The sequence below is a fragment of the Planktotalea sp. genome, from assembly GCF_050633725.1.
Classification (GTDB): Bacteria; Pseudomonadota; Alphaproteobacteria; order Rhodobacterales; family Rhodobacteraceae; genus Planktotalea.
Genome location: NZ_JBOEHB010000006.1, coordinates 3,902 through 22,377 on the forward strand (window position 1 = coordinate 3,902; position 18,476 = coordinate 22,377).

The window sequence follows — 18,476 nt, forward strand, 5'->3', positions numbered from 1 at the left end:
CCGCTTTGTCAATCTCGTCGATTAAAAGAACAACTTTTTCACCGGCTTCAAAGGCTTCCCACAACTTGCCCTTGCGAATGTAGTTTGCCACATCATGAACACGTTCTTCGCCAAGCTGGCTGTCACGCAGGCGTGAAACGGCGTCGTATTCGTAAAGCCCTTGTTGCGCTTTGGTGGTTGATTTGATGTTCCATTCAATCATCCGCAGGCCAAGACCTGATGCGACCTGGCGCGCCAATTCGGTTTTACCTGTGCCCGGCTCCCCTTTGACCAAGAGGGGGCGTTCAAGCGTTACCGCCGCATTGACCGCAATCGTTAGATCGTCAGTTGCCACGTAGTCCTGCGTTCCAGTGAATTTCATCTACAATCTCGCTAATTGATGTAATTTTTCCGCACCTTAACGGCTGGGGTTTTTCGCCGCAACGTGAGTTTATTCGGTAGTGACAAGGTCAGTTGCTTGCGGTATTGCCGCGCTAGAGGTGCCATATACCTAAGGAAAACATCTATGGATGATGGCTATAAAGAGGGAGCGGACATGAAAGCTGAAGTTTTTCTGCCCGATGATTACCAACCGGCTGAAGACGAGCCGTTTATGAACGAGCGTCAGACAGAGTATTTTCGCCAGAAATTGATCAATTGGCGCGATGAACTTCTTTCTGACAGCCGCGACACCATCGAGACATTGCAAGATGGGACGCGCAACATTCCTGACGTCACCGATCGCGCCAGCGAAGAAACAGACCGCGCGCTAGAACTGCGCACGCGGGATCGCCAGCGCAAATTGGTTGCTAAAATTGACGCCGCTCTGCGCCGCATTGATGAAGGCGAGTTCGGCTATTGCGAAGTGACGGGAGAGCCGATTTCGCTCAAACGCCTTGGTGCACGCCCAATCGCAACGATGAGCCTTGAGGCGCAAGAACGTCATGAGCGCCGCGAGAAAGTGCATCGCGACGACTGATCGCATCCGATCTTTGAAATAAAGGAACGCCGGGGCTTTCGCTTCGGCGTTTTTCTTTGCAAACCCTAAGGCATGGCAAATGGTATGAACATCAGCGTGGTCGGCGGCGGAATCGCAGGGCTTACAGTAGCAACCGCATTGGCGCAGCGCGGTGCGTTGGTTACGGTGTTCGAACAGGCCGAGGCGATCAAAGAAGTTGGCGCAGGACTACAGATAAGCCCGAATGGGCTACGTGTTTTGCGCGCGCTTGGTTTGGAGCGGCAGTTGGCAAGCTGTTCGTCCAAAGGCAAATGCGTGAGTTTGCGCCGTGCAGAAAGTGATCGGGAAGTCGCGCGTTTGGATTTGACGCGTTTGCCTGCGGATCAAAGCTATCATTTTGTGCATCGCGCTGATTTGATTGCATTGCTGCTGGATGCCGCGAAGCAAGCTGGCGTGAACATTCAGCTGCTGCAAAAGATTAAGGCGATAGAGCCCGGAAGCCCCGCTACGCTTCACTTCGAAACAGGCGCGCAGGTTCATAGTGATCTGATCATTGATGCAGCGGGACTTCATAGCCCGCTGCGCGCGACATTAAATGGTGACAGTGAGCCATTCTTTACAGGGCAGGTCGCTTGGCGCGCGGTTATCCCGAATACATTTGGCCGCTCAGGTGATGTGCAAGTGCACATGGCTCCGAAATCCCATGTCGTGAGCTATCCGCTGCGCGGCGGCGCGTTGATTAACCTCGTTGCCGTACAAGAACGTACGCTTTGGGCGGATGAGGGCTGGTCGCAAAAGGATAGTGTCGAAAACCTCCTTGCTGCGTTTGAAGGCGTTGCGCCGAGCCTGCGCGCTATGTTGGAAAAGGTGGACACTCTGCATCTTTGGGGGCTTTTCCGTCATCCCGTTGCCCCAAACTGGCACGGCGAAAGCTGCGCGCTTATTGGCGATGCGGCGCATCCGACGCTGCCGTTTCTCGCGCAGGGCGCTAACATGGCTCTAGAAGATGCATGGGCGCTTTGCCGCGCGCTGCAAGAAAGCGGCCCGATAGACCTGCGTCTTGAGGCGTTTCAAGAGTTGCGCCATGCGAGAGTGTCAAAGGTGGTCAAGGCCGCGACAGGCAACGCGTGGAAATACCATCTGCCTTATGGGCCAACCCGATTTGCAGCGCATCTCGCGCTAGGGGTTGGCAGCAAAATAGCACCAAATTTGATGCTTCGGCAGTTCGATTGGCTCTATGGATATGACATCACATCCCAGTCATTTGGCAAATAGCGGTTTCGTGTCGCTCAGACGGTCTTTATACTGGCGCAAACGAAGGAAGCCGGAACAGGCCCATGATCAGAGCAGCTCTTCTCGCACTTGGCCTTTTAATTGGCAGTAGTGGGCCAAGCCTTGCGCAGCACTTCAACGCGCTTGCGCGGCTTGATGTGTCTGCAAGCCGTATCGCCATGCAGGGCGGCGCGTTCAAACTTGACCTCGCTCTGTCGCAGGGCGTGCCATATCGCGTTTTCACACTGACCGAACCTGCGCGGCTGGTCATAGATTTCCGAGAAGTCAGTTTCACAGGAATTGATCCCAAGGCGCTGATTTCGAGCAAAAACTCTGATCTCATTAGGTTCGGCGTGGTGCGCCCGGGCTGGTCGCGGCTGGTTCTTGATCTGCCTAGCCCGCAAGTCGTGGATCATGCTGGGCTAAAGGTGGACGATGACGATGGGCTTGCCCATTTGGCCATTTCGCTTTCGCGCGCGACTGAAGAAGAATTTGCTTCGCGCTCTGGCGCGCCTAGCGATCCACTTTGGTTAAGAACACAGCCCTCTACCGAGATAAAGCCGCCACTTGTTGACGATGGAAAGCTGACAGTTGTTCTTGATCCCGGCCATGGCGGCATTGACCCCGGAGCGCAAGGCGCAGGCATAACAGAAGCCGAGTTGATGCTGGTCTTAGTGCAGGAAGTCCGCGACGCGCTGTTGCGCTCTGGTGATTTTAACGTGGTGTTAACCCGAAGCCGCGACGAATTTGTCTCGCTCGAGCGACGCGTGAAGATTGCGCGCTCGGTCGGCGCGGATATGTTCGTGTCTTTCCATGCGGACGCGCTGGCGAGCGGCAAGGCCAATGGCGCAGCGGTTTACACGCTTTCAAAAGCGGCCTCTGATGCGGCGTCCGCTGCTTTGGCAGAGCGGCACAATCGAACCGACCTTTTGGCAGGCGTTGATTTGTCCGGCCAGGATGACGAAATCGCGTCAATCTTGATGGACCTTGTTCGATTGGAAAATGGCCCGCGATCCAAGGCTTTGGCGCGCGGCATTATCTTGGGAATCAACAATGAAGTAGGGCACACCTACAAGCGCCCGATACAATCCGCAGGGTTTTCCGTGCTCAAAGCAGCAGACATTCCGTCGGTGTTGATCGAAGTCGGATTTCTGTCGAGCAAAGATGACCTGAGCAAGCTGACTGATCCGATATGGCGGGGTAAGCTGGTGACAGGGATAAACAATGGTATTTTGGCTTGGCTTTTGACCGATGCGGCCGACGCCGAGCTGCGGCGCAAATGATTTACGCCAAGAACAACTGAATTGCGCAAAAAACTGCTTAGGTGTGTCGCGGTTGTGTTTTGACCATTCGGGCGCGGGCGCGTATAGACAAGTCAATAAAAATTGGGGGCCAGCACGTGCTCAGAGCAATCGTATCATTTTTCGGGTCAATCTTCTCATTGGTAACAATGGGGATGATGATGGTCGCGCTGACAATCGGCGCAATTTTCTGGATGTACGGACGTGACCTGCCCAGTCATGAAAGCCTTGCGCAATACAAACCGCCAACGATCTCGCGGATTTACTCTGGCGAGGGCCAGATCATCGACGAATTTGCCAAAGAACGCCGTTTGTTCGCGCCTGCGAACGAGATTCCTGATCTCGTCAAACACGCGCTGATTTCTGCCGAGGACAAGAATTTTTACAATCACTCTGGCTACGACACGCGCGGTATCGCGGCTGCGGCTGTTGAATGCGTTCAGTCGAAAGGCAAAGGCTGTCGCGGTGCCTCGACAATTACGCAGCAGGTTATGAAGAACTTCTTGCTCGATGGATCGCGCCAAGCCGAGCGTAAGATCAAAGAAATCATTCTTGCCAGCCGTATCGAAGAGACGCTGACAAAAGATCAAATTCTTGAACTTTACATGAATGAGATTTTTCTTGGTCAAAACAGCTTTGGTTTCGCTGCCGCGTCGCAGTCGTACTTCAACAAAACCATGAGCGAACTTGAACCGCATGAAGCTGCGTTCTTGGCAACCATGCCAAAAGCACCAAGCCAAATGCACCCCGTGCGCCAGAAAGAAAAACTGCGCATACGTCGTAACTACGTCTTGGAAGAGATGATGGAGAACGGTTACATCTCGCAAGAAGTGTATGAGCGCGAGATACAACAGCCTGTTAAGTCGGTTCAAAACGGGGATTATGAGAGCTTTAAGTCGGCTTTGCCGCCACGGGACTATTTCACCGATGAAATCCGCCGCCAGTTGAGCCGCGATTTTGGGGAAGGTGAGTTCTTTACTGGTGGCTTGACCGTGCGCGCGACGATTGATCCTGAAATGCAAGCCGAGGCTGCTGACGCGCTGCGCCGCGGTCTTGAACGCTATGATCGCTCGCTTGGCATTTGGCGCGGCACAGGGCTTAGCCTGCCAAGTGAAGCGCTGACATCCGAGAGTGCATGGCGCGAGGCACTGCGCAAAACAAAAGCGCCGCGCGATGTCCATTTGGAAAATAAATGGCATCCTGCGGTCGTTCTGGAAGTTGGTACCAACGAGGCCCGGATTGGGATTGAAGGTGTTGAAAACGATGAGGACGGGCATTGGATTCCTGCCAAAGACGTTCAATGGGCGCGCAAGCGTTTCAAGGACGGAACGCTTGGCCGAAAAGCGCGGGTTGCTGGCGACCTATTGGAAGTGGGTGAGGTCGTTCTTGTTCGCAAAATGACGGATGACAATTCAGGTGCTTTCATACGCTGGACGCTGCGCCAAATTCCAGAAGTGCAGGGTGGCTTTATGGCGATGGACGTCAATTCAGGCCGCGTGATCGCGATGCAGGGCGGTTTTTCCTATCAGCATTCGGTCTTTAACCGCGCCACACAAGCGCAGCGTCAGCCCGGATCAAGCTTTAAGCCCTTTGTATACGCTTCTGCGCTAGATAGCGGTTATACGCCTGCGACCATCGTTGTTGACGCGCCGATCGAAATCAATACGCCGCAAGGGATGTGGCGACCAAAGAATGCGTCGAAAACGTTCTATGGACCAACTCCGCTTCGGACAGGTATCGAGCGGTCGCGTAACTTGATGACCATTCGCCTTGCGCAAGAGGTGGGTATGGATGTTGTCGGAAACTACGCCGAAAAATTTGGCGTTTATAAAGAAGGAAACTTCCTTCGTGTTCTGGCCAACTCGCTCGGCTCACAAGAAACCACTTTGTTTAACATGGTGGCGGCCTATGCGATGTTCGCTAATGGCGGTGAGCGGGTCGAGCCGACTTTGGTTGACCGTGTTCAGGACCGTTACGGTAAAACAGTTTACAAACACGACCCCCGCATTTGCACAGATTGCGATGATCCAGCGATTGCTCCAACGCGCAGCCCGCGCATCGTGTCTGAGCGTGAGCGCGTGATGAATGATGTAACCGCCTATCAGCTCACATCTATGATGACCGGCGTTGTCGAGCGCGGAACTGCGTCCAAGACTGTGAACTTGGGTGTGCCAACAGCGGGTAAAACCGGTACAACCAACGATGCAAAAGATGTCTGGTTTGTCGGCTTCACCAATCGCATCGTTGCGGGGTGCTACATTGGTTATGATAACCCGCGCAGCTTGGGTCGCGGCGCATCTGGTGGCGGTATGTGTGGTCCTGTGTTCAATCAGTTTATGAAAAAGGCCACAAAGAAATACGGCGCAAGCAAATTTGATGTTCCAGGTGGGTGTGAATTCATCAAGATTGACCGCTTTACTGGCGCGCGTCTATCTGACACCGCCAAAGGCAAGAATGTTGTGAATGAGTGCTTCCGCGAGGGCGAAGAGCCGGTGTTTGGTATTTCCTTTGATGGCGGTTTTGCCATGGGTGGAAACCTGACGCTGATCCGCCCAGACGGTCAGGCGCAAGCGCGTCAGGTCACAACATCCACTGGCAAAAAGGCAGTTGTCGGGCCTAAAGCGACCTTTGGTACGCTCAGTTCTGGCGGGCTTTATTAGCGTGCGCGTCTGATTACTTTACAAGATCAAGTCTCGCTTGGTCTTGTGAGTGGTTGGGGGCTGGTTTATCACCCTGAGAAAGCTATTTAGACGGGACGCCCCATGCGCGCAGAAGCTCAAAACACAGTTGATGAGATCGAAAAATCCTTGGAGCTGTTAAAGCAGCGACTTGATTGGGATACTGCGGCGTTTCGGCTGGAAGAGTTCGATGCGCGTGTCGAAGACCCCGATCTTTGGAATGATCCCACCGCGGCGCAAAAATTAATGCGCGAGCGACAGATGCTTGTCGATGCAATGGGGACCTACACATCCATCAAGCAGGAATTGACCGACAACATTGAGCTGATTGAACTTGGCGAAATGGAAGAAGACGAAGAAGTCGTTGCCGAAGCTGAAGAGGCGCTAACCGCGCTCGCAAGCAAAGCTGCTGCGAAAGAGCTAGAAGCCCTGCTGGATGGCGAAGCCGATGGCAATGACACGTTTCTTGAGATCAACTCGGGCGCTGGTGGCACCGAAAGCTGCGATTGGGCGTCAATGCTTGCGCGCATGTATGTACGTTGGGCCGAGAAAAGTGGCTATAAGGTCGAACTACAGTCTGAAAGCGCGGGCGAAGAGGCTGGCATTAAGTCGGCGGCTTACAAGATTAGCGGTCCAAATGCCTATGGTTGGTTGAAATCTGAAAGTGGCGTACATCGCCTTGTGCGTATTTCGCCCTTTGATAGTGCCGCCAAGCGACATACCTCTTTTACGTCTGTGAAGGTTTATCCCGTCGTTGACGATAACATTGAAATCGAAGTGAACCCCGCTGACATCCGGATTGATACCTACAGATCTTCGGGTGCGGGTGGTCAGCACGTGAACACCACAGACTCTGCTGTGCGTATTACCCACGCGCCAACGGGGATCGTGGTGACGTCGTCTGAAAAATCACAACACCAAAACCGCGATATTGCGATGAAAGCTTTGAAATCTCGCCTCTATCAGATGGAGCTTGATAAACGCTCCGCGCTGGTGAACGAGGCCCATGAGAATGCAGGTGATGCAGGCTGGGGCAATCAAATCCGCTCATATGTCTTGCAGCCTTATCAAATGGTGAAAGACCTGCGCACAAATTACGAGACCTCTGATACCAAGGGTGTTCTTGATGGCGATCTTGATGGTCTGATGGGCGCAACGCTTGCGCTGAATGTTGCAGGAAAGAGCCGCGCAGAAGCGCAAAGCTCGGACTAACCAAGCCTTGGGAGGGGCGACGCGATGGGTGATCTGGTAGAACAGGGCGCTGTCGCGCTCGCTGCGAAAATAGCCAATAAAGAGATCAGCGCCGAAGACCTGATGCGCGCTTCACTTGATCGCATCGAGCAGGTGAATGGCACTGTTAACGCCGTTGTTTCTTTGCGCGAGAGGGATGCGTGCCTCGCGGATGCGCGCGCCGCTGATGCCATTGCGCCAAAGGGCCCGCTGCACGGATTGCCCGTCGCGATTAAAGACCTAGCCAATGCGGAAGGGTTACTCACATCGCTCGGCTCACCCATTTTTGCCGATAACATTGCGCAATCTGATGACCTCATGGTGAAGCGCATGAAAGATGCGGGCGCTATCGTCATCGGTAAAACGAACACGCCTGAGTTCGGCCTTGGCAGCCATACGTTTAACCCCGTTCATGGAATAACGCGTAATCCATACGATCCATCGCGCTCTGCTGGTGGCTCGTCTGGCGGCGCGGCGGCTGCCCTTGCAACGGGAATGACCCCGATCGCGGATGGCTCTGACATGATGGGCTCGCTTCGCAATCCCGGTGCATGGAATAATGTTTATGGTTTGCGGCCAACCTATGGCTTGGTTCCACTTGATATGCCTGGCGATATGTTTCTTCATCAATTGGCTGTAGCAGGCCCAATGGGACGCAGTCCCGAAGATGTGGCACTGTTGCTGGATGTTCAAGCCGGCCTTGATACCCGTCATCCCCATAGTTTCTCGCAAGCTCCGAGCAAGGAGCAACTAAGCGGTGACATCAAAGGCATGCGCTTTGGTTGGCTTGGCGATTGGAGCGGGGCATATCCGATGGAAGACGGCGTGCTGGAAACCTGCGAGACCGCGATTGCGCAATTCGAAGCGATGGGCGCGCACGTAGATAGATTGGACGCGCCATTTCCTGCAGAGCAAATTTGGGATGCTTGGGTTGGTTTGCGCGCATGGGCAAATGCAGGCGGCAAAGCGGCGCTGTATGAGAACCCGAAAATGCGCGCGATGCTGAAAGACGATGCTATCTGGGAAATCGAAACAGGCATGGCGTTAAGCGCGATGGAGGTTCACCGCCTCAGCAACATCCGCACGCAGTGGTTCAATACATTGAATGGACTTTTCGCCGATTATGACGCGCTGTTGATGCCTTCAGCCCAGCTTTGGCCGTTCCCAGCGGAGTGGGACAGCCCCAAGGAAATCGCTGGCAAGAGCATGGATACCTATCATCGATGGATGGAAATTGTGATCCCCGTCAGCCTTGTAGGCGTGCCAAGCCTGAACATTCCCGCAGGCTTTAACGCGGCTGGATTGCCGATGGGGTTGCAGGTGTTCGGCCCGAGGCACAGCGATGCAAAGCTATTGCAGATAGGGCAGCGTTGGCACGAAAGCACGGACTTCTCGTCGCAGCGACCTGATTTGAGCGCGCTCACGGGTTGAACCGTTAGGTTTTTCCCGCTTTGCTAAACTTGGGAGGAACGACAATGCCATTATCGCCGATAGAGGGTGTTCCAGAGTTTGAGCAAGTCTCTGGCTCTGTTTTCAAAGATGCGCTTCGCAAGGGATGGGCCGACTTTCGCGCGCATCCGTTTTATGGGCTGGTCTTTGCCAGCTTTTATGTGCTCGGCGGATTGCTCATCACGTGGATTACATATCTTACGGGAACAACCTATTGGTTGGTTCTTGCCGCGATTGGATTTCCATTGCTCGGCCCCTTTGCCGCAGTCGGCCTGTACGAAGTCAGCCGCCGCCGCGAGCGCGGAATTGGTCTGGAAAATCCCGGAATTTTTGGGGTCGTTCTGCATCAGAGTAAACGACAGCTTCCTTCGATCTGCGCAATTATCGTATTCGTGTTTCTGCTCTGGTTTTTTATTGGCCACATGATTTTCGCGCTGTTTCTTGGGTTGACGCAATTGACCAATATCCACTCAAGCCTTGAGGTTTGGCTTTCGAGCAATGGTTTGATGATGTTGCTCGTTGGGAGCATTGTTGGCGCTTTGTTTTGCTTGTTGCTTTTTATGATCACCGTTTTCGCACTGCCGCTTTTGCTAGAGCGGGAAATTGATTTTGTGACTGCAATGATCACCAGTTTTCAAATGGTTGCCGACAATTTTGTGCCGATGCTTGCGTGGGGCGTGTTCATCGCAGCGGTTATGATCCTGTCGATGATCCCTGCGTTTTTCGGGTTGTTTCTGACGCTTCCATTGCTTGGACATGCGAGCTGGCATCTTTATAGCGCGCTGCGCGTGGATGATCGCTAAAGGATCATTCTTCGCGCCCTGTCGCTTTCAACTTTCCATGCAGTGTTGACGCAGCGGGATGACCGAGTTCGAGCGCAAAAATATAGGCGTGGGTTAGATAAAAGCCCCTGGAGTCTTCATCCTCGCTCATCTCCGCAGCTTCGCTATAAAGCGTAACCAGCGCGGCGTGATCTTGCCGTGCATGCGCTTCCAACAGACGTTGATCCAGATCGCTCATTCAGCGGCAACAGGAGGCGCGCTGCGATAAGTCTCGATCTTGCCCGCGACCCATGCGTGGAAGCAGTGCGTTGGACTGTCCATCACAGCAGAGAAGCGTCCGCCATCGAAATGCGGTGCGTGACGTCCTTTTTGCATGCCTTGCACAACGAAAATGTCCTCTTCAAACACCAGCTTCCATTGTTCCGTATTAGCGGCGCGCATTTCTACGCTTGTTTCCGGGGTTGCATAGTAAAGGTGAATTTTTTCAACTGTGCGCTGCTGCGTTTCGGGAACGAGGACAATTGCAAACGCGTGATCGCGATGAACGCCTAACAACACATTTGGGTAAACTGCGATATATTCGGCAGCTTCCTCCCATTTTTCGCCAACGCCTTCGAAATCTTCGAAGACTTGCCCATCTTTACCTTTTAGTTGGCGGTAGACCAATGTGCCTTGGCCAGAGTAAGCGTCCTGTTTTTCGATGTTGTAGTGATCTTCCAAACGCGAGTAGCTGTTTAGCCCAGGATGAACCCAAGGCAGATGATAGCTTTCGCAATAGTTTTCGACCGCCAGTTTCCAGTTGCAATCGACCGCCAATTCAAAAGCGCTATCTGGGCCGCCATGAAACAAAGGTTTGTCAAATTCGGCCCATCGGGCGATGAGATCAGCGTTTTCTTCTTCAAAGGGCAGGGCGGTCCCGTCAACATTGATCCAAATGACATCGCGCCAAATATAGCTGCGGACTTCGATCAGCCCAAGCAGGGCGCGATCTATGCTCGAATGAGTGTTGTGCCCCGGACCACCCACATGCGGCGTGCTCACCAGTCGCCCATCAGTTCCATAGCACCAGCTATGGTAGGGGCAGCGGATCGCGCCTTCGATCTTGCGAGGCTCTTCGACGAGGATCATCCCGCGATGGCGGCAGATGTTTTGAAACACACGCACCGTTTCGTTTTTATCGCGCACGAGTAACAAGGGCATACCCAAAAATGTGATCGGTTTGGCGTCGCCGATCTCGGGCACATCGGCGGTGACAGCCAAGCCTGACCAAGATGAAAAGAGAACCGCGTGTTTCTCTTCTTCAAAAACGTTAGGATCGATGTAGTGCGGATTGGGCAAGCCTTGCGCGCTTTCGACACTACGACGAACCGCAGTTAGATCGGTTTTCTGTGCTGTCATGCTCTTACCCTTCCTCTCGCGTGTGGCTTTACCCTAGGAAGAGATGGATAGAATCTTTTGCCTTTATGCGACGCTGACTTTTCTCACTGCGACTTTGTGCGTTCAGATGTTTTAGGAAAAAGATTCTCCGACGCGCAGCAGGCGACGGTGAAAAGCGGGCAATTCATCAAGCTCGCAAAAGCCGGATCCGCGCGCAGTTTGTAGGATCAAGGACGTCGAATCTCCCAAATATTCATATACCATGCGCGCAACGCGGGTTGTGTTGATGGTCTCGTTCACGGTGCGCGCAGCGTAGCCATGCCAAAAATTTCGATTAAGCGAGGCGACAGGGGCAATAAAGTTAAACGTGCATGTAAGTGCATTGCGCCGCGACACCATCGCACCAATTCCGTCTTCCCATTGCAAGGCGTAGCCCCTGAACTGACGCGTGCGCACATTGGCAGGCAAGCCTTGCTCCGTAACTGATTGGCGCGCTTCTGAACCCTTCACAAAAGTCCAGCCATCGCGACGGTACACAAAGAGCAATCCCATGACGAAAGATTCTGGGTAGAGAAAACTCTGCCGGGAAAAGCGATAAAAGCCACTGGGAAGCATCTCTTCAGAGACAGCGGAGGTTTCCAAAGCTGTGAATTCTCGTATTTCTGGATGGGTCAATAGATCAGGCCGTGTCTGGCTTATTGCTTCCAGTGGCTCTGTCAGTATTCGAGCGTCCGTGCCAAAGAATTCGCAAATCTTTGCCAATGTATCAGGGCGAGGATAGCTTTCGCCATTGAGATAGCGATTAAATTGAGCGCGATTAATGTCCAATTGGCGGCACACTTCAGATACCGAAGGGTAGGTGTCGCTTAAAATGCGTAAGTTTCGGCCAAATAGTTCTCGTACTGGAAGACCGTTTGCATGTGATTTCATGTGTATCCAGAGCCCCTGTTGGATGCGTTGACAATAATTGAAAAACACAAACTTCAAATGCGATTCAGGCATCTGATACAATTCCGAACAACTTTGAGCAAAAACGCGTCAGATGTCGAGCGGATTGGTACAAATTGCATGCGGACGATGCTGTGAAAGCAGTAGCTTTCGCGCCCCAAGCTATTTTAATTTAACGAAGACTAATTAAGGAAAGAACATGCTCGGAGTAGTTATTTGGAGCGCCGAAGTCGATAGTAAAGCAATCATTTGGTGTGAAGATCACGGTGAATTGGCATTTTTGGGGCAGTCACAACATAGTGCGGCCTGCACCGAGCGCTTTGATGAAGGCGATCTAATTCAGTTTGATATCGAAGAGTTTAGCAACTTGAGATTTGCGCAAAATCCTCGGAAAATCGCTCAGCATTATTGCAGTGATCTGAGTTCTGTTCTGGAAACGGCGCAGGTAATCAAAGAGCGTATTGAAAGCGAAAAGCGCGGATCAATCAGCGACAGCGAAAATGTCGTCTCGCTCGCACGTGAGAAAGAGTTGCGGGAATTGTCAGCGCAGGATGCTGCGGCAGGGTAGCCCAACCGCAGCACTATTTCACAGTCCTAAAATCAGGTGCCACGTGATAGCGCTGCGACGCCAGTGCGCGCCAACTCAGACAGTCCCAAGGGCCGCATTAGCTCGGCAAAAGCATCGATCTTTTCTGACGGTCCTGTTAGCTCAAACACAAAGCTCTCCAGCGTGCTATCGACAACATTGGCGCGGAAGATGTCAGCAAGGCGTAGCGCTTCGACGCGTTTGTCGCCAGAGCCCTCAACCTTGAACAGTGCCAATTCACGCTCGACAGATGGGCCCTCAACGGTCAGGTCATTGACCTGATGCACGGGAACAATGCGGCCCAGTTGCGCTTTGATCTGCTCAATCACCTGCGGCGTGCCCGTGGTAACGACTGTGATACGGCTGAGCTTGCCGAGATGGTCAATTTCGGCGACGGTCAGGCTTTCAATGTTATAGCCACGACCTGAAAACAAGCCGATAACTCGCGCGAGAACGCCCGCTTCGTTGTCAACGATCACTGCCAGCGTGTGGGTTTCCTGAACATCGGAAAAATTCGGACGTAGGTTATAGGCGGAATGGCTGTTTGAGCCTTTTTTGATCTTAAGAGGTGACATCGCTCTGTCCTTCTTCGGTCTCTAAATACCTTGGGGGATGGGGAGCATTGCCCCCCACCTCGATAACTCAACCCGGTGCTTAAACCAGCACGGAGCCTTTGGCATCAATCACGCCCTGCGTGTCGGCTTCACCGAGTAGCATTTCGTTATGCGGCTTGCCTGACGGGATCATTGGGAAGCAGTTCTCATGCTTTTCAACGAGGCAATCAAAGATCACAGGCCCGTCATGCGTGATCATTTCCATGATCGCATCATCCAATGTGTCAGGGTCAGAGCACAGAATGCCCTTTGCACCAAAGGCTTCGGCCAATTTCACAAAGTCGGGCAGAGCGTCGGACCAGCTTTCTGAATAACGCTCACCATGCAGAAGTTCCTGCCACTGGCGGACCATGCCAAGGCGTTCGTTGTTCAAAATGAACTGTTTCACAGGCAGACGATACTGAACCGCTGTTCCCATCTCTTGCATGTTCATCAACCAGCTGGCTTCGCCTGCGATGTTAATCACAAGCGAGTCTGGATGCGCCATTTGCACGCCGATGGACGCAGGATGACCGTAGCCCATCGTGCCAAGGCCACCTGATGTCATCCAACGATTGGGATCTTCAAAGCCCAAGTATTGTGCTGCCCACATCTGGTGTTGGCCCACTTCGGTGGTGATGTACCGGTCATGTTTCTTGGTCAGCTCTTCCAAACGGGCAAGGGCGTATTGTGGTTTGATAACCTTGCCCTTTTGCGTGAACTTCAGGCAATCGACCTTGCGCCAGTCATTGATCTGACCCCACCAGTTTTTCACAGCGCCTGCGTTGGTTTTGCGTCCGCGCGCTTTCCAAACCTTAAGCAGGTCCTCAAGCACATGCGCCACATCGCCTACGATGGGCATATCAACATGGATCACCTTGTTGATGGAAGACGGGTCGATGTCGATATGCGCCTTGCGGCTGTTCGGGCTGAAATGTTCAAGCACGCCAGTGATACGGTCATCAAAACGTGCGCCGATGTTGATCATCAAATCGCAGCCGTGCATCGCCATGTTGGCCTCGTAAAGACCATGCATGCCGAGCATCCCAATCCAAGCGTCGCCTGATGCTGGATAAGACCCAAGACCCATCAAAGTCGACGTAATTGGGAAACCTGTTGCCCCAACAAGCTCGCGTAACAATTGACTTGCCGCTGGGCCAGAGTTGATCACACCGCCGCCCGTGTAGAAAATGGGGCGCTCCGCTGCTTCAATCGCTTCGACCAATTCGGTGATGGTTTCAAGATCGCCCTTCAGCTGGGGTTGATAGTGGCCCAAATCGGCCTTTGCTGGAGGCGTGTATTCGTCCGCTGCGAATTGAACATCTTTTGGAATGTCGATCAAAACAGGGCCGGGGCGGCCAGTGGTGGCCACATGGAAGGCTTCATGGATCGTGCTTGCCAGCTCCGAGGTCTCTTTCACCAGCCAGTTATGCTTGGTGCAGGGGCGTGTGATGCCTACGGTGTCCGCCTCCTGAAAGGCGTCAGAGCCAATCATGAAGGTCGGAACCTGACCTGTCAAAACAACAATCGGGATGGAATCGAGCAATGCGTCCGTTAGGCCCGTCACAGCGTTTGTCGCGCCGGGGCCAGAGGTTACAAGGCAAACACCTGGTTTACCCGTTGAGCGCGCATAGCCCTCAGCTGCGTGCACCGCGCCTTGCTCGTGACGTACAAGAATGTGACGAATGCCGTTTTGCTGAAAAATCTCGTCATAGATAGGTAGGACCGCGCCGCCGGGGTATCCAAAGACAGTGTCGACGCCCTGATCCTTCAGAGCTTGAATCACCATTTTCGCACCGGTCATTTTCTGTGCCATGCGCCTTGTCTCCATCTAATAGGCGTTGTCATTTTCGTTTCGCATAAAAAAGCCCCCGACGCTATGGCGGGGGCGCATGGTTTCCCTCACGGGTGCCGCTATGGGCCCATGCGCCTTGAATTCACGATGACGACGAGGTCGTACATTGATCTGCTCCTTTAAACGTGCGGGGACAATATGTGTGTTGTAAAGAAGGGTCAACAGGCTGGGCGTGAAAAATATGTCCCCTGCTGGCAAAAATCTTTCCATTTATTGCGTAGACTGGGGTTTCTGGCGACATAAGACGGAATTTTGGAGGTTATTTTACCGCGATCTGACGTTTTCATCCGTCGTGAACGGTGCGATTTTTGTGAAACTCGCGGAAAACGAGTCGTTGTCATGGGCGCAGGTGATGAAATCGGGTGTCACATTGTTTGGAGATTGACCAAATACGGCTTTTTGAACGCTGGTTTTTTTCTCTCCAAGGCCGCGTCAGTTTAGGCGGTTTGATTAATCGCAAGCTTGGCGTTCGGCGGATATGATGATCATTTGATCCGCCCTACAAATCACAAGATGAAGAATTTCAACGCCAACCTCTAGAGCCAAGATTTTCTGCGAAAATCTTGGTCGTCAAAATCCTTCGCAGAAGGATTTTTTCTTCAGGCGTCGCGCCATGTGCCATTTTCAATTCCGTCTAAGGACCAATCTCCAACAGACCATCGAACCAGCCGCAGGGTCGGGTGTCCAACTGCGGCTGTCATCCGACGAACCTGTCGATTGCGCCCTTCGCGAATAGTCAACTCTAGCCAGCAATCTGGCACGGATTTGCGAAAGCGCACAGGCGGGGTGCGCTCCCAAAGGGCAGGGGGATCAATACGGCGCACTTCAGCAGGGCGCGTTTTTCCATCTTTGAGCGTGACGCCCTCCCGCAAAGCGCGCAACGCATCCTCATCTGGAATGCGCTCAACCAGAACCAGATAGCTCTTTGGTTTTTTGAACTTGGGATCAGCGATCTGCGCTTGCAGCTTCCCGTCATCGGTCAGCACCAGCAAACCTTCGCTATCGCGATCTAACCTGCCCGCAGGATAGACGTTAGGCACGTCCACAAAGGCAGACAGGGTTGGCCGCTTGGATCCTTCCAAGCCCTTGTCGGTAAACTGAGAGAGAACGCCAAAGGGCTTGTTCAATAAAATAACGCGGCTCACAAGAAAGCGCCTGTTCCCTGCAAAACGCCGTGTTCCAAAGCATAGCGGGTGAGGCCAGCGGTTGATGAAATACCTAGTTTGCGTTTGATGTTTTTGCGATGCGTCTCCACGGTGCGCACAGAAATTTCCAACGTCGCGGCAACGTCTTTGTTCGAACGACCCTTTGCCAGTTGTAAAAGAACCGTCTGCTCTCGGCCGGTTAGGGTTTCTGTGCTTGCACTCGGTGTCAGCGAGCCTTTTGCGCCAGTGCACAGATAGCGCTCGCCCGTCATGACCGTATCAATCGCTGTCTTAATTTCTTCGGTCGGCACGTCTTTCAACAAATATCCCATCGCGCCATGGCTAAGCGCAGTTGTGATATACTCGGCGCTGTCGTGCATGCTTAGAACCAAGACGCGGGTTTCAGCGCGCGCCTCGAGCAGTAATTCAATCGCCGTCAGCCCATTCATGCCGGGCATATTCAGATCGAGCAAAATAACATCAGGGGCAAGTGCCTCGGCGCGATCAATAATGTCTTGACCAGAAGAGCAGGTCGCGACGACCTCTATATCCTCATAGCTCTCCAAAATCGCCTGTATCCCCTCAGCGACCATTGGGTGATCGTCAACGATTGCGACGCGTACCGGCATTAGATGGCATCCTCTGAATTTGCGTTTTTTGCGGCTGGGGCAGCTTCTGGCGGCAACATATGGCTGAGCGGGACGCGCGCTTCAATAGTTGTGCCGTCTTTATTGCTGCTGATGAACAAGGCTCCGTCGATCTGTTCCATACGTTCTTGCATGTTTCGCAATCCCATCCCGCCAAGCGTTTTCTGGTTTTCTCTGGTTTGGGTCTTTGCGAGGCCGTGGCCATTGTCGCGAATGGTTAACACAGCGCCGCGACGATCCCCGCGCACAGAGACGTGGATTTCTGTGGCATCTGCATGGCGTTCAATATTGGTTAATGCCTCCTGCGCGACGCGGTAGAGGGCGATTTTGGACTCTGCATCCAAACGGTTTCGAAATACGACGGTTGAGAACTCGGATTCAATTTGCGTGCGCGCAGTGAAATCCTCGGTCAACGCTTTCAAGGCAGGGCCGAGGCCGAGGTCGTCAAGAACCCCGGGGCGTAAATCGCGGCTAATGCGGCGCACTTCGTGAATGGCACCAGACAGGCTGTCGATCCCCTTATCGAGCATCTTGGGAACCGCTCGTTTGTCCGAGCCCAGCTGGCGGCGGGTTACGTCAAGTGCATAACGAATCCCAACAAGGATTTGGCTAATACCGTCATGCAGTTCACGCGCAACGCGTCCGCGCTCCTCTTCTTGGGCATCAAACACGCGTTGCGTAAGTGCTTTGAGTTTGGTGTCTGCCAGCCTTCGCTCTCGAATATTCAAGAAGAGGCCAGAAATGAAAACGATCAAAAGGGCGGCCAAGGTTATCGCACCGATATAAAGGAAAGTTGCTCGGGTGCGGGCCTCAACTTGGGCCCGTGAACTTGCGACCGTTGCAATGACATCGTCGATGAAAACCCCTGTGCCAACCGCCCATTGCCAGCTTGGAAAACTGGTCACATAAGTGATCATGCGTGCCTCTTTCCCTGTTGAGGGTTTGGGCCATAGATAGCTGTGATATCCGGCACCAGAGCGCGCGATCTGAATCAACTCATCCACAACGGGCGTGCCTTCGCTGTCCGATAGGCCAGACCAATTGCTATTGATCAGATGCGTGTCGCGCGGGCTGACCAGATTGGTTCCGTCATAGTGATAAACAAAAAAACTACCTTCATGCCCATAGATCATCGCAGCAAGAATTTGCATGACTTGCTGCTTGGCCTCTTCGTCATCGGGCGGCGCGTTGCCGTAAATAAAATAGAACCCGTTGCGCGCTTGCGTTACGTAGTTGCGAAGCTCGTCTTTCTTGGCCTCAATCATCGTTTGTTCAAGCGTAGCAATCTCGCGCTCGGCCAATTGACGCGATTGAAAAGCAACAAGCAGTGAAATAGCAGTCACCGCCAAAATCAACGGCAGCGTTCCTAAGAGGAACAGCTTTTGAGTGTAGCTGAGGCTGAAAGCAGTGCGCAGTGACATTTGCTTTAGCTAACGGCGAATCGAGCGCGAATCAAAGCGATTACGCGTAAACGATTCTCGTCTTGGTTCCGACAATTGTGCGTGATCGCTCAGTAAAAGGTCGAAAAATGGTGTTTTGCTGTATTTTTGCCCTATTACCAAGCGTCTTTAACTGCTCACTACGTAGAACTTGGTATTTTCATTTTTGACGGTGCGAGTAGTCTTGCCGGACTTGAAACGATCCGCGCGGGGGGGAGAGCTGGATCCAATCCGGCA

The 18,476-nt window shown here is 53.1% G+C and carries 17 protein-coding genes; 8 read left to right on the top strand and 9 right to left on the bottom strand.

The features are described from left to right. On the bottom strand, positions 1 to 361 hold a 361-nt coding region (locus ACRBCU_RS06735; RefSeq protein ID WP_431364611.1), incomplete at its 3' end, for an AAA family ATPase. A gap of 174 nt (positions 362 to 535) precedes the next feature. On the opposite strand from ACRBCU_RS06735, the gene dksA reads away from it, so the two are divergent. The 7 genes from dksA (at position 536) to ACRBCU_RS06770 (ending at position 9,670) form a co-directional block, all read left to right on the top strand. Continuing rightward, positions 536 to 958 carry an RNA polymerase-binding protein DksA gene (gene dksA, locus ACRBCU_RS06740; RefSeq protein ID WP_431364711.1) on the top strand — a complete coding sequence of 141 codons (423 nt, stop codon included), beginning with the start codon at positions 536 to 538 and terminating at the stop codon, positions 956 to 958. Between the two features lie 84 nt (positions 959 to 1,042). After that, positions 1,043 to 2,212, top strand: coding sequence for an FAD-dependent monooxygenase (locus tag ACRBCU_RS06745; RefSeq protein ID WP_431364612.1), 1,170 nt, complete (start codon positions 1,043 to 1,045; stop codon positions 2,210 to 2,212). A 62-nt stretch (positions 2,213 to 2,274) separates the two neighbouring features. Beyond that, positions 2,275 to 3,492, top strand: coding sequence for an N-acetylmuramoyl-L-alanine amidase (locus tag ACRBCU_RS06750; protein ID WP_431364613.1), 1,218 nt, complete (start codon positions 2,275 to 2,277; stop codon positions 3,490 to 3,492). Between the two features lie 116 nt (positions 3,493 to 3,608). Then, positions 3,609 to 6,170, top strand: a complete 2,562-nt coding sequence (locus tag ACRBCU_RS06755; protein ID WP_431364614.1) for a penicillin-binding protein 1A — start codon at positions 3,609 to 3,611, stop codon at positions 6,168 to 6,170. Between the two features lie 102 nt (positions 6,171 to 6,272). Next, positions 6,273 to 7,400, top strand: coding sequence for a peptide chain release factor 2 (prfB, locus tag ACRBCU_RS06760; RefSeq protein WP_431364615.1), 1,128 nt, complete (start codon positions 6,273 to 6,275; stop codon positions 7,398 to 7,400). Positions 7,401 to 7,424: 24 nt separating this feature from the next. Then, entirely contained in the window at positions 7,425 to 8,849 is a 1,425-nt protein-coding gene (locus ACRBCU_RS06765) for an amidase (protein WP_431364616.1), read from the top strand. 44 nt (positions 8,850 to 8,893) lie between these two features. Next, on the top strand, positions 8,894 to 9,670 hold the full coding sequence (locus ACRBCU_RS06770) for a DUF2189 domain-containing protein (protein ID WP_431364617.1): 777 nt from the start codon (positions 8,894 to 8,896) through the stop codon (positions 9,668 to 9,670). A 4-nt stretch (positions 9,671 to 9,674) separates the two neighbouring features. Here the strand turns inward: ACRBCU_RS06770 and ACRBCU_RS06775 are convergent, their stop codons facing one another. The 3 genes from ACRBCU_RS06775 to ACRBCU_RS06785 all read right to left on the bottom strand — a co-directional run bounded on the left by ACRBCU_RS06775 (position 9,675) and on the right by ACRBCU_RS06785 (position 11,956). After that, a complete protein-coding gene (locus ACRBCU_RS06775; protein WP_431364618.1) occupies positions 9,675 to 9,887 on the bottom strand; it encodes a hypothetical protein in 213 nt (70 codons plus the stop codon). Beyond that, positions 9,884 to 11,047, bottom strand: a complete 1,164-nt coding sequence (locus ACRBCU_RS06780) for an aromatic ring-hydroxylating oxygenase subunit alpha (RefSeq protein ID WP_431364619.1) — start codon at positions 11,045 to 11,047, stop codon at positions 9,884 to 9,886. The genes ACRBCU_RS06775 and ACRBCU_RS06780 overlap by 4 nt, the downstream gene beginning before the upstream one ends. Before the next feature lie 111 nt (positions 11,048 to 11,158). Next, the gene (locus ACRBCU_RS06785; RefSeq protein WP_431364620.1) at positions 11,159 to 11,956 is read right to left on the bottom strand and encodes a helix-turn-helix domain-containing protein; all 798 of its coding nucleotides are present in this window, start codon (positions 11,954 to 11,956) and stop codon (positions 11,159 to 11,161) included. Positions 11,957 to 12,173: 217 nt separating this feature from the next. Here ACRBCU_RS06785 and ACRBCU_RS06790 point away from each other — a divergent pair, with 217 nt between their 5' ends. Then, positions 12,174 to 12,542, top strand: a complete 369-nt coding sequence (locus ACRBCU_RS06790) for a hypothetical protein (protein WP_431364621.1) — start codon at positions 12,174 to 12,176, stop codon at positions 12,540 to 12,542. Positions 12,543 to 12,574: 32 nt separating this feature from the next. Here ACRBCU_RS06790 and ilvN read toward each other — a convergent pair whose 3' ends face one another. The 5 genes from ilvN to ACRBCU_RS06815 form a co-directional block, all read right to left on the bottom strand. Continuing rightward, positions 12,575 to 13,135: an acetolactate synthase small subunit gene (gene ilvN / locus ACRBCU_RS06795; RefSeq protein ID WP_431364622.1), complete on the bottom strand. Its 561-nt coding sequence runs from the start codon at positions 13,133 to 13,135 to the stop codon at positions 12,575 to 12,577. Positions 13,136 to 13,214: 79 nt separating this feature from the next. Beyond that, positions 13,215 to 14,969 carry an acetolactate synthase 3 large subunit gene (locus ACRBCU_RS06800; protein WP_431364623.1) on the bottom strand — a complete coding sequence of 585 codons (1,755 nt, stop codon included), beginning with the start codon at positions 14,967 to 14,969 and terminating at the stop codon, positions 13,215 to 13,217. A gap of 638 nt (positions 14,970 to 15,607) precedes the next feature. Continuing rightward, positions 15,608 to 16,153, bottom strand: coding sequence for a pseudouridine synthase (locus ACRBCU_RS06805; protein ID WP_431364624.1), 546 nt, complete (start codon positions 16,151 to 16,153; stop codon positions 15,608 to 15,610). Beyond that, the gene (locus tag ACRBCU_RS06810; RefSeq protein WP_431364625.1) at positions 16,150 to 16,782 is read right to left on the bottom strand and encodes a response regulator transcription factor; all 633 of its coding nucleotides are present in this window, start codon (positions 16,780 to 16,782) and stop codon (positions 16,150 to 16,152) included. Before ACRBCU_RS06810 ends, ACRBCU_RS06805 begins: the two co-directional genes overlap by 4 nt. After that, positions 16,782 to 18,221: a cache domain-containing protein gene (locus ACRBCU_RS06815; RefSeq protein WP_431364626.1), complete on the bottom strand. Its 1,440-nt coding sequence runs from the start codon at positions 18,219 to 18,221 to the stop codon at positions 16,782 to 16,784. The genes ACRBCU_RS06810 and ACRBCU_RS06815 overlap by 1 nt, the downstream gene beginning before the upstream one ends. Positions 18,222 to 18,476 lie beyond the last annotated feature (255 nt).